Annotated in this window: 13 protein-coding genes; 7 read left to right on the top strand and 6 right to left on the bottom strand. The window is 57.5% G+C overall.

Annotated features, from left to right (window positions below):
* Nucleotides 1-137: 137 nt before the first annotated feature.
* A complete protein-coding gene (locus tag AABB92_RS11990) occupies nucleotides 138-308 on the bottom strand; it encodes a hypothetical protein (protein ID WP_162836823.1) in 171 nt (56 codons plus the stop codon).
* A 105-nt stretch (nucleotides 309-413) separates the two neighbouring features.
* Nucleotides 414-587, bottom strand: coding sequence for a GhoT/OrtT family toxin (locus tag AABB92_RS11985; protein ID WP_008924737.1), 174 nt, complete (start codon nucleotides 585-587; stop codon nucleotides 414-416).
* Nucleotides 588-1,111: 524 nt separating this feature from the next.
* On the opposite strand from AABB92_RS11985, the gene AABB92_RS11980 reads away from it, so the two are divergent.
* Nucleotides 1,112-2,755, top strand: a complete 1,644-nt coding sequence (locus AABB92_RS11980; RefSeq protein WP_031377554.1) for a dihydroxyacetone kinase subunit DhaK — start codon at nucleotides 1,112-1,114, stop codon at nucleotides 2,753-2,755.
* Between the two features lie 14 nt (nucleotides 2,756-2,769).
* On the opposite strand, the gene AABB92_RS11975 is transcribed toward AABB92_RS11980, so the two are convergent.
* Nucleotides 2,770-3,648, bottom strand: a complete 879-nt coding sequence (locus tag AABB92_RS11975) for a LysR family transcriptional regulator (protein WP_031377553.1) — start codon at nucleotides 3,646-3,648, stop codon at nucleotides 2,770-2,772.
* Nucleotides 3,649-3,889: 241 nt separating this feature from the next.
* Between AABB92_RS11975 and AABB92_RS11970 the strand changes: the two genes are divergently transcribed.
* The gene (locus tag AABB92_RS11970) at nucleotides 3,890-4,438 is read left to right on the top strand and encodes a YbhB/YbcL family Raf kinase inhibitor-like protein (RefSeq protein WP_072051020.1); all 549 of its coding nucleotides are present in this window, start codon (nucleotides 3,890-3,892) and stop codon (nucleotides 4,436-4,438) included.
* Between the two features lie 53 nt (nucleotides 4,439-4,491).
* On the opposite strand, the gene AABB92_RS11965 is transcribed toward AABB92_RS11970, so the two are convergent.
* A complete protein-coding gene (locus AABB92_RS11965) occupies nucleotides 4,492-5,364 on the bottom strand; it encodes an alpha/beta fold hydrolase (RefSeq protein ID WP_046289297.1) in 873 nt (290 codons plus the stop codon).
* Between the two features lie 177 nt (nucleotides 5,365-5,541).
* On the opposite strand from AABB92_RS11965, the gene AABB92_RS11960 reads away from it, so the two are divergent.
* Nucleotides 5,542-6,135: a CGNR zinc finger domain-containing protein gene (locus AABB92_RS11960; protein WP_046289298.1), complete on the top strand. Its 594-nt coding sequence runs from the start codon at nucleotides 5,542-5,544 to the stop codon at nucleotides 6,133-6,135.
* Nucleotides 6,136-6,183: 48 nt separating this feature from the next.
* Here the strand turns inward: AABB92_RS11960 and proP are convergent, their stop codons facing one another.
* Both proP and AABB92_RS11950 read right to left on the bottom strand, forming a co-directional pair.
* The gene (gene proP, locus AABB92_RS11955) at nucleotides 6,184-7,650 is read right to left on the bottom strand and encodes a glycine betaine/L-proline transporter ProP (protein ID WP_046289299.1); all 1,467 of its coding nucleotides are present in this window, start codon (nucleotides 7,648-7,650) and stop codon (nucleotides 6,184-6,186) included.
* A 314-nt stretch (nucleotides 7,651-7,964) separates the two neighbouring features.
* Nucleotides 7,965-9,143, bottom strand: coding sequence for an aminotransferase class I/II-fold pyridoxal phosphate-dependent enzyme (locus tag AABB92_RS11950; RefSeq protein WP_031377550.1), 1,179 nt, complete (start codon nucleotides 9,141-9,143; stop codon nucleotides 7,965-7,967).
* Between the two features lie 218 nt (nucleotides 9,144-9,361).
* On the opposite strand from AABB92_RS11950, the gene AABB92_RS11945 reads away from it, so the two are divergent.
* Genes AABB92_RS11945 through AABB92_RS11930 form a run of 4 tightly spaced genes read left to right on the top strand, consistent with a single transcriptional unit; the run spans nucleotide 9,362 to nucleotide 14,176 of the window.
* A complete protein-coding gene (locus AABB92_RS11945; RefSeq protein ID WP_046289300.1) occupies nucleotides 9,362-10,174 on the top strand; it encodes a MetQ/NlpA family ABC transporter substrate-binding protein in 813 nt (270 codons plus the stop codon).
* On the top strand, nucleotides 10,171-11,196 hold the full coding sequence (locus AABB92_RS11940) for a methionine ABC transporter ATP-binding protein (RefSeq protein WP_031377549.1): 1,026 nt from the start codon (nucleotides 10,171-10,173) through the stop codon (nucleotides 11,194-11,196). The genes AABB92_RS11945 and AABB92_RS11940 overlap by 4 nt, the downstream gene beginning before the upstream one ends.
* The gene (locus AABB92_RS11935) at nucleotides 11,189-11,857 is read left to right on the top strand and encodes a methionine ABC transporter permease (protein ID WP_031377548.1); all 669 of its coding nucleotides are present in this window, start codon (nucleotides 11,189-11,191) and stop codon (nucleotides 11,855-11,857) included. The genes AABB92_RS11940 and AABB92_RS11935 overlap by 8 nt, the downstream gene beginning before the upstream one ends.
* A 3-nt stretch (nucleotides 11,858-11,860) precedes the next feature.
* Nucleotides 11,861-14,176 (top strand): molybdopterin-dependent oxidoreductase, encoded by a 2,316-nt coding sequence (locus AABB92_RS11930; protein ID WP_046289301.1) that lies wholly within the window; start codon nucleotides 11,861-11,863, stop codon nucleotides 14,174-14,176.
* Nucleotides 14,177-14,205 lie beyond the last annotated feature (29 nt).

Here is a 14,205-nt window from a genome sequence, read left to right as displayed (position 1 = left end):
CATCAGATTTGATGTCTGGGCGTTACTCTACTGACCACGCTGTGAAGTGTAAAGCCTTGTTATCAATTCATATTTGCGCCGTCACGCTTTAAGCCACCTGCAGGCTATTGTGACGCAGCAGGTGGCGGCGTAGCGCTTCAGTGAAATTCAGGTTCCGGGAAGTGGCCGCAGTCGTTTTGACTGGGATTGGTACCGGGCGGGCAGGTTTGCTGGCGGGTTTCACCGGCAGGAACCGGTTTTTCGCTGCCCCACGGTGAGCTGCAGGCAGTTAAGGCAGTGACCACAATGATCAGGCTGAGAAAACGCATATCCGCTCCTTGTTGGGATTATCATGAGCAAACAAACGTCGGTGGCCACGTTTAGCCGGCCAGAGGCGTATTACCTGAGTGTGGTGGGAAAGGCGAAATTGTCAATTAAAACAGGGCAAACATCAGTGCGACCGGGAAACTCATCGGCCAGGTAGCGCCGACTAAAAATGCACTCAGCAGCTTAATGCTCAGCTTATCTTTAGCAATAAAGAAGGTGATCAGCGTAGCGACCAATGCAACAACGGCATAAAAAATTAGCATACCCTGGTACAGTGTCATTGATATCTCCGCGGCGTCATTAAGGTTTTCGCTGCGCATGATGCGGATTTTTGTGATCCAGATCAAGTCGAACGCTGTTAAAAATCTAAAGTAACTGCATGCTGTAGCTGATGTTTTGTGGGTGGACGTAGGCGTGATTAATGGGCGATTTCAGCCTGAAACCGGCAGGGATAAAAGCAGCTCAGGCGTTGCGGGCAGCGGTTGATCGCCCTGCTGGTGCCCTGGCGAAACAGCAGGTCCGGCTAAACCGCGCGGAGCAACAATATACCCTTTCACTGCCTGCATCATGCGGCAGTCATGTTGCAGTCACCGTACCCTGCAGTTCCGCCGGCCAGCTTGATGCCAGTGCCGGAATCGTCCAGTGCGCCAGTCTGTGTAATCTGTAACCTCACTCGATGCAGGCCGGGCGGTTGACAGCCGAACTGTCTGATTTCTGTCTGTCAGAGGGCGAAATTCCCCACAGCGCCGATTGCTGTGCAACACTTCCTGATGAGCAAACTGACCCATTCAGAAGAGGAAAAACCATGACCCGGTTCGTAATGAACAAAAAGGATGACCTTGTCGACAGCGCGCTGGATGGCATGATCTATGCCAGTCCGTGGGAAAATCTGGTGCGGCTGGCGGTTGCGCCACGCATCCGTATCGTGATGCGTAAGGACTGGAAAAAGCAGCAGGTCGCGCTGATTTCCGGCGGCGGATCGGGCCATGAGCCAGCGCACGTCGGGTTTATCGGTAAAGGTATGCTGACGGCAGCGGTCTGCGGCGATGTGTTTGCCTCGCCCAGCGTCGATGCGGTTTATAACGCCATCATTAATCTCACCGGAGAGGCGGGCTGTCTGTTAATCGTCAAAAATTACACCGGTGATCGGCTCAACTTTGGTCTGGCGGCGGAGAAAGCGCGCAAGGCCGGCTTTAAGGTCAATATGGTTATTGTGGGCGATGATGTCGCGCTGCCGGAGAATCCGCAGCCGCGCGGCGTGGCCGGTACGCTGCTGGTGCACAAAGTAGCGGGTTTTGTCGCCGAACGCGGTGACGATCTGGCGGCGGTGACCGGGGCGGCTGAATCGGCCAGCCAGGCGATCTCGACCATGGGCGTCGCGCTGTCGAGCTGTCATCTGCCTGATGAGCAGACGGCACAGCGGGTGCCGGAAGGCAGTGTCGAAATGGGGCTGGGTATCCACGGTGAACCGGGCGTGGACGTGCTGAAAACCCAGAACAGCGAGCAAATCGTCCAGCATCTGCTGGAAAAAGTGATGCAGAAGGGCGATGCGCAGCAGCCACGGGCGCTGCTGGTGAACAATCTGGGCGGCATGTCGGCGCTGGAGATGAGTCTGGTGACCCGCGATCTGATCGCCTCGCCGCTGAGCCAGCAGGTCAACTATCTGATCGGGCCTGCACCGCTGATGACGGCACTGGATATGAAAGGTTTCTCGGTGACCAGCATGATCCTGACCCCGCTGTTTGAACAGGCGATTTGCGCGCCGGTCGAAGTCACCGGCTGGGTTAACGCCGTCAGGCTGAGCGCGTTGCAGCCGGTGACAGCCAAAAAGCAGGTGACGGAACATCCGGCCACGCCGTCGGAAAACCCGGCGGTCGCCCGCATAGTGAATATTCTGTGCGAAACCCTGATCGCCTGTGAAAGTGAGCTGAACCAGCTGGATGCGCAGGTGGGCGACGGTGATACCGGATCGACTTTCGCCGCCGGTGCCCGTCAGATCCAGCGCGAATGTGCCGACAACCAGCTACCGCTCAACGCGTTACCCGATCTGCTGGCGGTCACCGGTGAACGTCTGGCGACGGTGATGGGCGGTTCCAGCGGCGTGCTGATGGCGATCTTCTTTACTGCCGCCGCGCAGCAACTGGCCGCGGGCGAGGCGCTGCCCTCCGCCCTGCAACAGGGACTGGAAAAAATGAAGCAGTATGGCGGCGCGCAGCTGGGCGATCGTACCCTGATCGATGCGCTGCAACCGGCTATCGAGGCGATGGTTGCCGGCAAATCACTGGCGGAGGTGGCGGAAGCGGCGCAGCAGGGCAGTGAAGCCACTGCCAGCATGGGTCAGGCCAAAGCGGGACGGTCCTCCTATCTCAACAGCGATAACCTCAACGGCGTGCCCGATCCGGGTGCGGTGGCGGTGGCGCGGGTGTTTGCCGCTCTGAGTAACGGTTAACGCGACAGGCGCGGTTAAGTAAGTAATCGCGCCTGTAAAAAGGCCAGAAACTGACGGTTTACTTCGCTGCGCTGACGGTGCTGCGGGTAAACCGCATTCAGCGCTAGCGATGGCGGATGAAAAGAGTCCAGCACCGTCACCAGTTTACCACGCTGCAGCGCCGGACCGACGATAAATTCCGGCAGCAGCACCAGCCCCAGCCCGGCCAGCGCCGCGTCACGTAATACTTCACCGTTATTGCTCACCATCGGTCCCTGTACCGCCAGCAGTTTTCGTTTGCCGCTGACCTGCAACTCCCAGCCATTCTGACCTTCACGGCCATAGCGCAGACAGGCATGTTGCAGCAACTCGTCCGGCTGTTGTGGCGTTCCGGCCCGGGCTAAATAGGCCGGGCTGCCACAAATCACCCGTTTCAGTTCGCCTAACGGACGGGCAATCAGCGTGGAGTCGGCCAGCGCGCCGATGCGGATTGCCATATCCACCCCTTCGCCAATCACATCGACATAGCGATCGGCCAGTTCAATCTGGAACTGCAGCGCCGGATGCTGACTGAGAAACTCGGCGATCAGCGGCGAAAGATGATTCATCCCGAATGACATCGGCAGGTTGATACGAAAACTGCCGCGCAGGATCTGACGCTGTTCCGATACCGCCAGCTCCGCTTCCTGAATGTCATCGAGAATGCGCTGGGCGTGCTGAGCAAACAGCGAACCGGCATCGGTCACCGACAGTTTGCGGGTGTTGCGAACCAGCAGTCGTGCGCCAAGCGACGCTTCCAGCGCGGCCATCCGACGGCTTACATACTGCTTCGATAACATCAACTGGTCAGCCGCGGCGGTAAAATTACCGGCATGAATGACGGCGACATAAATCCGGAGGTCTTCGATCTGCATAAGGTCTGCTTTCTGGTGACCCTGCTGCGCACGGTCACTGATGAGGGATCATAAGCGTTAACTTATAACGATTAACGCGTCAAAGGACAACGTAGCGCTAAGGCGAGCGGCTCTTCGGGTAGATAGCGGGGTAAAAACCGTTAAATCGTGCAAAACAGTTATATTTAACAGGCAGCATTCGGCAGCAGACCGTTAATCTGCCGCAATTTACCCTGATAATGACCCTGTAAAGGAGTGGCTGGTGAAGAAATTACTCTGTGCAATGATGCTGGCGACACTGCCTGCAACCACCCTGGCAGCATCCGTGTTTACCCTGCAATCCAGCGACTTCAGCGATAATGCGCTACTGGATAAAAAATTTGCCGGTGCTAATAAAAGTAATCCGGCCTGCACCGGCGAAAATATCTCACCGCAACTTAACTGGTCTGCCTTACCCGCCGGCACCCGCAGTCTGGCGCTGCTGATCACCGATCCGGTCGGTGCCAAAGGGCTGGGGGTGACGCATATGGTGGCGTATAACATCGCACCGACGCGCAGCGCCTTTGCGCAGGGCGAGCTGACGCAGGGCAAAGGCTATACCGGCGGCAAAAACACCCCCGGCACCGCTCACTATTATGGGCCGTGTCCACCGGCTGGCAGCGGTCTGCACCACTACAATTTTGTGTTGATCGCTACCGATCTGCCGGCGGGGCAGTTAAAAGCGGGATTAACCCAGACGGAATTGTTGAGCCAGCTCAAGGGACACGCGCTGGGCGCGGCCAGTACCGTGGGTCGTTTCAGTAATGAATAACCCGGCGTGAAGCTGTTCCCGCAGGCGTATCAGCCCTGCGGGAACAGCGGCGGTCACACGGCGCTGAACATCTCGCGGATGCGCTGAGCGATGTAAGCCGTATGGGTTTCCAGCGCAAAATGGCCGCTCTCCAGCATCTCAACCACTGCCTGCGGATTATCCCGTTGCCAGGCCGCCGCGCCAGGCGGAATGAAAAACGGATCGTGCTTGCCCCATATCACCAGCGTGGGCGGCTGCTGCTGACGGAAGAAGGCCTGAAAGGCGGGATAGAGCTTCAGATTACTGGCGTAATCCAGAAACAGCGCCAGCTGAATTGCTTTATTGCCGGGGCGATCCATCAACAGTGTGTCGAGGGTATAGCTCTCCGGTGCGATCAGCTGAGGATCGCTGACGCCATGCAAATATTGCCACTTAATGCCTTCCGGCGTCAGGATGGCGTCGCGGATCACCTTGCCATTTGCTTCACTCGGATTGTCCCAGTAAGCCCGCACCGGCGCCCAGGCGTCACCCAATCCCTCAAGATAAGCATTGCCGTTTTGTGAAATCAGCCCACTGACGCGTTCCGGATAGGCCAGCGCCAGTCGCAGCCCGGCAGGCGCACCGTAATCGAACACATACATCGCATACCGTTCCAGCCCCAGAGCATCCACCAGGGCAGTCAGCGTCTGGCCGAAGGCATCAAAGGTCCATTGATAATTGCGTTCCGCAGGAACGTCGGTAAAGCCGAAGCCGGGCAAATCAGGGGCGATAATGTGGAATTTATCGGCCAGCAGTGGAATCAAATCGCGGAACTGATGGGAGGAAGTGGGGAAGCCGTGCAGCAACAACAGGACAGGCAACGCGGGATCGCCCGCTTCACGATAAAAAATATTAACGCCGTCGGCCTGCTGATAACGGTATGAGATCGGGTGCGGTTGAATCGACATAGTCTGCTCCTGTAACTGTTAAAATGGATTTTAGTGGTTACCTGAAGATCATTATGCGCCAGTTATGTAACCAGTAAAGACATATTTAAGAGGTTACAAAAAGCCATGGTAACTGTTCAAAGGTAATTTTATCGGTTACATTAAGCGCAGATAAGGGTGTCGGCACAGGACAAAAAGATGGCGAACAAACAATCAATCAACCCGCAGGGCCCGTGGTTTCTGGCCGATCATCCGGCGCTGGATTTCATCAATACGCTGGCGTTAGTTGACGGCAAGCCGCACGATTTCTGGCAAACCGATGGCGATGTTGAGGCGTGGCTACAGCAGGCCAGGCTGGCACCGGATACGCCCCACGGCCGCTATGAAGTGGGCGCGCTGTTGCAGGCGGCGCGGCAGTTACGGCAGATTATTCGTGATGCGGTGCAGCAGCGTAAAGCGGGCGCTGCCGTTGATCCGCAGGCGCTCAATGCTTATCTCAGCGAGGCGGACAGCCATCTGCAGCTGGTTAATGACGATAACGGTGCGCTACAACTGCGGCGGGTCTATGCGGATCACACTGCGGCGCAGCGGCTGGGGCAGGTCGCGGAACAGGCCGCGACGTTGCTGACCGGGGAAGAGATGAGCCGGATACGGGCCTGCGAACATCCGGCCTGTATCCTGTGGTTTTACGATCGTACCAAAGCGCATCGTCGTCGCTGGTGTAGTATGGCGCTGTGCGGAAACCGGGCTAAAGTGGCACGGTTCAGGCAGCTGAATCCGGCGGGAAAGTAACGGACGGCAGATAAAAAAACACCCTGCAAAAGCAGGGTGTGGGTCAGGTTATTTAGCGGGTGCCGCTGTGGGCTTAGAGCGTTTACGCAGCTTATCAATCAGGCGCTGCGCTTCCGCTTTGGTTGCCACTGCGGGTGACGAACCGTTCAGCGGCTGGCGGGCGGTTTCATGCACCGTGAGGATAGTAATCAGACCAATCACGCCGGCACCCATCATGTAATAAGCGGGCATCATGTTGTTTTTGGTGGTATCCACCAGCCAGGCGGTGATCAGCGGCGTGGTGCCACCGAACAGCGAGACTGACAGGTTGAAACCGATCGCCAGTGCGCTATAGCGAATGTCAGTGGTAAACAGCGCTGGCAGGGTAGAGGGCATAGTGCCGCTAAAGCAGGTGTGCAGCACGCCCAGAATCAGCAGTCCGCCGAATACCGCCCACATATTGCCGGAACCGATCAGCATAAAGCTGGGGATCGCCAGCAGAATCAGACCGACCGCGCCAAAACCAATCACCGGACGACGTCCGATTCGGTCCGTCCAGCGACCCCACAGCAGCGTCAGCGGCATCATCACAAACATCGCCACCATCACCAGCAGCAGGCCGCTCAGTTCAGGCAGGCCCAGCACGCCGGTCAGATAGCTCGGCATGTAGGAGGTCAGCATGTAGTTGGAGACGTTAAACAGCAGCACCAGGCCAATACATTTCAGCATCGGTGCGCGGTATTTGCTCAGCATCTGCATCAGCGTCAGACGCGGCTTGCTCTGCTCCAGCGCCTCCTGTTTTTCCATGTGCTGCTGGAATGCCGGCGTCTCTTCCAGTTTCAGACGGACATACAGCCCAAACAGGCCGAGTGGCGCGGCGATAAAGAACGGTACGCGCCAGCCCCATGACATCATCGCGTCATTCGACATCAGGGTGGTCATCACCGTCACCAGGCTGGCGCCCAGCAGGTAACCGCCGATGGTGCCAAACTCAAGGAAGCTGCCCATAAAGCCACGGCGTTTATCGGTGGAGTATTCGGCGATAAAGGTTGCCGCACCGCCATATTCACCGCCGGTGGAGAAGCCCTGAATCAGACGCGCCACCAGCAACAGGATCGGAGCCATGATCCCTATCGACGAATACGCCGGGATCAGTCCGATACAGAAGGTGCCGATCGACATCATAATCATGGTCATCGCCAGCACTTTTTGTCGGCCGATTCGGTCGCCAAGCGGACCGAACACCAGACCCCCAATCGGGCGCACCAGGAAGGCGGCAGCAAAGGTACCAAAGGTCGCGATCAGCTGAACCGCGTTATTGGCATCCGGGAAGAAAACTTTGCCGATAATCACGGCGAGATAGCTGTACACGCCAAAATCAAACCACTCCATCGCATTACCCAGCGCGGCAGCGCCAACGGCACGCTTCAGCATGTCGTTATCGATCACGGTAATGTCATCAACAGTCAGCTCTTTTTGCTTCCTGTTCCAGAAGTGCTTCTTTGGATGTTCAGACGATGAGTTTCTGGTGTCCATATTCTCCTCAAGTGCTTCAATGAAGGAGTCTTATAGCTTTCGCAGCCGCAAAATAATGTTCAGAAGAAACCGTGGAAATGAAAGCTATAAGAAGCCGAATAATATTTAAGTGAAGCGGCAAGTAACCGCAGCCGCCAAACCTTAGACCATTATTGTAAGTTATTGCAAGTTTTCGGGGGAAATAACCGCAATTCTTGACAAATGCAGCACGCTGCGCTTGTTCATCGGTTCTTACGCTTATCAATATTTTGTTACCTGATTGGAGAATTTATTATCAGAATGGCTGGCGCTGATTATTATTATTGCGGCTCGCGTCAGCCAAATAATTTCAGCGCTGCGATGCGATCGAGGGCACGCATAATTAAATCCGTCTCTGCCGTCAGGCTGATGCGAATATAGTGCTGACCTGCCGGGCCAAATCCTTCGCCAGGCGCAACCAGCAGATGCGCCTGCTCCAGTAGCAGGGCGGCAAACTGCTTGCCGGTCATGCCTGGCGGGGCCGCCAGCCAGAGGAAAAAGGTGCCCTGCGCGGCGCGTACCGGCCAGTGCAGGGCGGCCAGTTTAGCCAGCACCTGCACCCGCCGCTGATGCCAGCAATCGGTCAGCTGCGCGATCTGTTCAGACGGCAGTCCCAGTGCGGTGATGGCCGCATCCTGCACTGCGCCAAATACCGTGCTGTAACTGTGGGTGTGCAGCTTTTTAAACGCCGCAATAATCGAGGCATTACCGACCGCAAAGCCGACCCGCCAGCCCGCCATCAGAAAGCTTTTCGACAGGGTATAAACTTCCACTCCCCAGGCTTTGGCGTCGGGTTGGGCCAGCAGGCTGATCGGCTGCTCGCCGCGCTGACTGCCGACGGTGGCATAGGCGAAGTCGTGCACCAGCGGAACGTGATGCTGGCGGGCGAACGCCAGCGCATCAGCAAACAGGTCGGGCGTCGCCAGCGCACCGGTCGGGTTATGTGGATAATTAAGCAGCAGCAGTCCGGCACGGGCCGCTATCTGAGGCGGAATGCGGCTGAAATCGGGCAGAAAAGCGTTGCGTTCCTCCAGCGGAATGCCATAAAAGTCGGCATTCGCCTGGCGCGCCGCAGAGCGATAAAGTGGATAGCAGGGATCGGTTGAAATCAGCACCTGGCCCGGATTCAGCAGGGCGCGCGGCAGGCCGGTGACCGCAATGTGCGCCCCCTGAAATACCGCGACTTCGCTTTCAGCATCGAGCGTCACGCCATACTGGCGCTGATAAAAGGCGGCAATAGCCTGGCGCAGCGCCGGTTTGCCCCAGAAAGAGGGATATTCATGATTATCAGGCTGCGTCACTGCCGTCTGCAGTGAGTCAATTATCGCGGGCGGCGTCGGCTGACGCGGGCTGCCTGACGAGAGATCGATTAACGGCAGGCGCGGATCATCCACCTGCGCTGCCTGCTTTTCTAACCGGCTGAAAAGGTTTTCCTCCAGCCCTGCTACCAGTTCTGATGCTGCAAACTCCGCCATAATGTCCCCGAAAATCGCCTGCTAAGCGGCAGAGCATGACACAGCCGGGTGATCAATATTTAGCAGAAATAACGCTATCGATTGCCGTTAAATGAATTTCCAGCAGGCAACTATCGTTAGCATAAAAAAGCCAAAGCGACGGGCGGATTTTAACTATTCCTGGTTATCGCGGCTGTGATTAAATCGATTTTTCTCACAATAATGAAGAAGGTTTTTTTATGCGCATCAGTGTTAAGGGAACGCTTTATTTACTGGCCGCCGCCGTAACGTTAATTTCTGCCGCCCAGGCAGCCGAAGAGAAAGTGATTCGGATTGGCTTTAATCCCGGACCGTATAAAGAGCAGTTTGAACAGGGTGTCGCGCCCTGGTTAATTAAGCAGGGATATAAAATCGAATATAAAGATTTCAGCGATGGTATTCAGGTTAATGACGCGGTACACCGCGGGTCGATTGACGCCAATATCATGCAGCATCCGGTCTATCTCAAATCGGTGAATGACCGGCTCGGCATAGATAACGTCGGCATTGTTCAGGTGCCGACTCCGCCGATGGGGCTCTATTCTGAGCGGGTTAAACAGCTGCCAACCCCGACGCCGGGCACCACCGTCTCGGTGCCTAATCAGCCCTCTAATGAATATCGCGCGGCGCTGCTGTTGCAGAGCATCGGCTGGCTGAAGATCAGCCCTGACAGTGACGCAGCGACCTTTTCACAGAAAAATATCAGCGACAATCCGTATAAAATCGTGCTGAAAGAGATGGACAACGCGCAGCAGGTACGCGCACTGCCAGACGTCGATTTTGGCGTGATTCAGGGAAATTTCGCCGTATCAAGCGGCATGAAACTGAGTTCAGCGCTGAAGCTGGAAGCGCCGACCAGCCAGTTTATTAACGTGGTGACGGTAGCTGGTAAAAATAAACAGGCGGCGTTTGCCCGCGATATTATTGCCGGTTATCACTCCCCGGAATTCAGGCAGTATATTGTCAGCCAGCCAAAATATAGCGGCTATCTGCTGCCAGACTATTTCAAATGAGTCAGCCGGCTATTGTCTTCCGCCAGCTGAGCAAAACGTTCTCGCGCAATGGCGTTGAGGTTCGGGCACTGGATAACATCAACCTGACCATTAATCAGGGGGATATTTTTGGCGTCATTGGCACCAGCGGTGCGGGAAAAAGTACCCTGCTGCGAATGATTAATCATCTGGAAACGCCGACCGTGGGCACGGTTGAGGTGCAGGGTGAAGCGCTGCAGGGCATCAGTAAATCGCGGTTAATCCAGGTTAAAAAGCAGATCGGCATGATCTTCCAGCACTTCAATTTACTGAATGCCAGAACGGTGTTTCACAATGTGGCTATCCCGCTGATTTTACAGGGACGGGATAAGGCTTTTATTCGCGCACGGGTCGACGAGCTGCTGGCGTTCGTCAACCTGAGTGACAAAGCCCACAGCTACCCGGATGAACTCTCCGGCGGCCAGAAGCAGCGCGTCGGGATTGCTCGCGCGCTGGCAACCAACCCGGCGATCCTGCTGTGTGACGAAGCCACCTCAGCGCTGGACCCGCAGACCACGGTTCAGATCCTGTTGCTGTTACAGGAGATCAACCAGCGTTACGGCATCACTATCGTTCTGATTACCCATGAAATGTCGGTGGTGCAGAAGATTTGCAACAGGGTGGCGGTGATGGCGCAGGGCCAGATTGCTGAACAGGGCGACGTGCTGGCGGTGTTTGCCGATCCGCAACAGCCGGTCAGCGCCAGTTTCGTGCAGTCAGTGATCCACGATCGTCTGCCACAGCAGACGCTGGCGCTGCTGAGCCAGCAGCCGAACCTGCAGTCGCTGCGGCTGGAGTTTGTCGGCAGCACCGCCCAGCAGCCGATTATTCATCGGCTGATCCGGCACTACGCGGTGGAGGTCAACATCCTGTTCGCCAATATGTCCGAAGTGCAGAGCACCATCCTCGGCTTCATGATCGTGCAGCTCAGCGGGGAACCGGCGCAGATCGCGGCGGCGAAGGATTTTCTGACGGAAACAGGAGTGAAAATCAGCCATGTCTGATCTGTTTGAAACGGCGGTGACCGGCGACCAGTTTCTGATCGCCTTGCAGGACACTCTGGTGATGGTCAGCGTATCGCTGGGGTTTGGCGCGCTGCTCGGCCTGCCGCTCGGCGTGATTCTGGTGATTTGCCGTCCCGGTGGCATCATGCCGCACCGGCTGGTGCATCAGATACTGAATCCGCTGGTGAACATTATCCGTTCGCTGCCGTTCATTATCCTGCTGATTACTATTCTGCCGCTGACGCGCCTGCTGGTGAATACCACCATCGGCACGGCCGGGGCGATCGTGCCGCTGGTGATTTTTATTGCGCCCTATATTTCGCGGCTGGTGGAGAGCGCGCTGCTGGAGGTGGATGAGGGCATTCTTGAATCCGCCAACGCCATGGGGGCCACCACGTTGCAGACCATCTGGTACTTCATGCTGCCGGAAGCCGCCTCGTCGCTGGTGCTTGCCCTGACCACCGCCACCATCGGATTGCTGGGTGCTACCGCTATGGCCGGAACGGTCGGCGGCGGCGGGATCGGGGATCTGGCCATCACCTACGGCTATCAGCGCTTTGATGCCTTTGCCACCATCACCACCGCGCTGGTGCTGATCGTTATCGTTCAGCTGTTACAAACCCTGGGGACGCGCCTGTCGCGTCGTATTCGCCGCGAGTAGCCGATGAAAAACAATGATTTAGCTGTGATGCACTGGGGCACCTATCACGTCACCACCGAACAGGGACGGCTGACGGCGGTCAGACCGGTGGCGTGGGATCGTAATCCTTCTTTGATCGGCCAGTCACTGCCGGAGGCGGTACAAGGCAACAGCCGGGTAAAATATCCGGCGGTGCGGCTGGGTTATCTGCAGGGCAAGCCCGCGTCGCGCCAGTCGCGCGGCAAAGAGCCGTTTGTTGAGGTGAGCTGGGATCACGCGCTGCGGCTGGTGGCGGACGAGCTGGCACGGGTACGACAGCAGCACGGCAATCAGGCGATTTACGCCGGGTCATATGGCTGGTCGAGCGCCGGACGTTTTCATCATGCGCAGAGTCAGCTGCATCGCTTTTTTAACGGCTTTGGTGGCTATACTGCCAGTACCAACACTTACAGTATTGCCGCCGGTGAACGCACCTTGCCGCATATCCTCGGCGATCTGGACACTCTGCAACGTCAGCACACTCACTGGCCGGTGCTGGCGCAGCACTGTGAGCTGTTTGTGGCCATCGGCGGGCTGCCACTGCGTAATGCTCAGGTGAATGGCGGCGGAGCCAACGATCACGCGCTGTCGCACTGGCTGACCACGTTGCGCCGCAACGGCACCCGCTTTATCAACATCAGCCCGGTCAGAAACGATCTGTCGGCGGTAGCGGATGCGGAATGGCTGGCGATTCAGCCGGGTTCCGATACCGCCCTGTTGCTGGCGATAGGTCAGGTATTGATTGCCGAATCCCGTTACGACGCCCGCTTTGTTGCCCGCTGCACGGTGGGATTCGATCACTATGCCGCTTATCTGAGCGGCGCGCGGGATGGAGTGGTCAAATCGCCGGAATGGGCCGCGCCGCTGACCGGCCTGCCGGCGGCGCAGATCCGCCAGCTGGCACGGCAGATGGCGGAATGCAAAACAATGATCAATATTGCCTGGTCGGTGCAGCGTGCGCGGCAGGGCGAACAGGCTTTCTGGGCGGCGGTGGCCACTGCCGCGCTGCTGGGTCAGATTGGCACGCCGGGGGGCGGGCTGGGTTTTGGCTATGCTTCGACCAATCTGGCGGGGGCAGCACGGCGTCAGTTTTCCGGTCCGCGACTCCCTGCCGGTCACAATCCGGTGCAGCAGAACATTCCGGTGGCGCGTATTGCTGACATGCTGCTGAACCCCGGCGGCGGCTACGCGTTTGATGGCCAGCAGCGGACCTATCCCGATATCCGCCTGGTCTACTGGGCGGGCGGCAACGTTTTCCATCACCATCAGGACCTGAATAAGCTGGTGCGCGCCTGGCAACAGCCAGAGACCATTATCGTGCATGAGCAGTTCTGGACCGCGCAGGCAAAGTTCGCCGATATTGTGTTGCCCGCCACCACCTCGCTGGAGCGCGAAGATATCGGCAGCGCCAGCAATGACGGTTTTATCATCGCCATGCCGCAGCATCTGGCACCGCTGGCGGCATCGCAGTCTGACTATGCGATTTTTGCCGCCCTGGCGCAGCGGCTTGGCTTTGCTGACCGCTTCACCGAAGGACGCGATGAACGGCAATGGTTAGCGGCAATCTACGATCAGGCCCGACCCCGCGCCGCAGAGCAGGGCATCACGCTGCCCGACTTCGAGACGTTCTGGGCGAGCGGCAAGCTGGAATATCCGTTACCTGACACGCCGCAGGTGCTGTTGCAGGCGTTTCGTGACGATCCTGAAGCGGCACCGCTAACCACCCCGTCAGGCCGTATTGAGCTGTTTTCGCAGGCGGTCGCCGATTACGGTTACGCCGAAGCGCCGGGTTTCGCCTGGTGGGACCCGGATGAATATCAGGCGCAGCAGCAGGAGAAGCAGCAGTGGCCGTTGCATCTGCTCTCCAGCCAGCCGCGTACCCGACTGCACAGTCAGTACGATCATGGCCGCATTAGCCAGCAGACTAAGATTGCCGGACGCGAGCCGCTGTGGATGCATCCGGATGACGCCAGCCCGCGCGGCATTGGCGAAAACAGCATCGTGAAGGTGTTTAATGCGCGCGGAGCGGTGCTGGCGGGCGTCCATCTGACGCGGGATATCCGGCCTGGCGTCGTGCAGATGTCGACCGGTGCCTGGTATGACCCGCTGGAGCAGGACGGCGAGCTGCCGCTGGATAAACACGGCAATCCCAACGTGCTGACCCGCGATTGTGGCAGTTCACGGCTGGGGCAGGGATGCAGTGCCCAGACCTGCTTTGTCGATATCGCGCTTTATAGCCAGCCACTGCCTGCTATTACCGCCTGGCAGCCGCCGGAGTTTGTTCACTGGCCGGCAGAATAACCGTTGAAAATTGAGCGGCTTAAGAATAA

It is taken from the genome of Pantoea brenneri (genome assembly GCF_038594305.1).
GTDB classification, from domain to species: domain Bacteria; phylum Pseudomonadota; class Gammaproteobacteria; order Enterobacterales; family Enterobacteriaceae; genus Pantoea; species Pantoea brenneri.
Note: the sequence above shows the minus strand (reverse complement) of the source record. Positions and strands in the feature narration are given on the sequence as shown.